This is a genomic window from Micromonospora sp. GCM10011541, from assembly GCF_042650725.1.
GTDB lineage: Bacteria > Actinomycetota > Actinomycetes > Mycobacteriales > Micromonosporaceae > Micromonospora > Micromonospora sicca.
This window is the reverse complement of record NZ_JBHSBP010000128.1, coordinates 1-1194: the sequence shown is the minus strand read 5'-3', so window position 1 is coordinate 1194 and position 1194 is coordinate 1. Positions and strand designations below refer to the sequence as shown.

The window sequence follows — 1194 nt, the reverse complement described above, 5'->3', positions numbered from 1 at the left end:
CCGAAGAAGTACAACGATGAGCTGCGTGAGCGTGCGACCCGGTTGGCGGTCGAGGCCCGTCGGGATCCGGCGTCCGCGGTCGGCGCGATCCGTCGGATCGCCGGTCAGCTCGGGGTTCACCCGGAGGCGTTGCGCACGTGGGTGAAGAAGGCCGAGACTGACGCCGGCGACCGGCCGGGCACCACCAGCAGCGACGCGGAACGCCTCGCCGCGTTGGAACGGGAGGTGCGTGAGCTGCGGCGGGCGAACCAGATCCTGCGCTCCGCGGCGTCTTTCTTCGCGGCGGAGTTGGACCGTCCGTCGCGATGAAGGTCGAGTTCGTCGACTCCCAGCGGGTCGAACACGGTGTCCAGCCGGTCCTGCAGGCGCTCGAAGACACGCCGGCACAGATCGCACCGTCGACCTACTACGCCGCCAAGACCCGCCCCGCCAGCGCCCGCTCCCGACGCGATGAGGAGCTGACCGCGGTGATCGAGCGGATCCACGCGGAGAACTACGGCGTCTACGGGGCCCGCAAGATCTGGCACGAGCTGCACCGCCAGGATATCGAGGCGGCCCGGTGCACCGTCGAGCGGCTGATGCGCGAGTCCGGGCTACGCGGGCTGCTGCGCGACAAGTCGCCACGCACGACCCGGCCAGCGGCCGAGACCAACCGGCCCGCTGACCTGGTCAAACGGGACTTCACCGCAGCCGGCCCGAACCAGCTGTGGGTCGCCGACCTGACCTACGTGCGCACGAGTGTGGGCTGGGTGTACGCCGCCTTCGTCCTCGACGTGTACTCCCGCATGATCGTCGGCTGGCAGGTGTCCACGAGTCTCTACACCGATCTGGCTCTCGACGCGCTGAAGATGGCGATCTGGCGTCGCGAAAATCAAGGCGCTGACCTGGGCGGACTGGTCCACCACTCCGACCGTGGAGTCCAATATCGAGCAATCCGCTACACCCAGCGGCTCGCCGAGGCCGGCGCCGTCGCCTCCGTCGGCTCCAAGGGCGACTCCTTCGACAACGCGATGGCCGAGGCGTTCAACTCCCTGTACAAGGCCGAACTCGTCCGGAACAAGGGCCCGTGGCGCGGGCTCGACGACCTGGAGATGGCCACCGTCGAGTACATCGACTGGTACAACAACCGCAGGCTGCACGGCGAACTCGGCCACGTCCCACCCGCCGAGTACGAGGCGCTACACGCAATGACCC

At 68.5% G+C, this 1194-nt stretch carries 1 pseudogene; it reads left to right on the top strand.

The features are described from left to right. A pseudogene (locus ACFOYX_RS36255) lies at window positions 1-1194 on the top strand (IS3 family transposase); the annotation flags it as partial.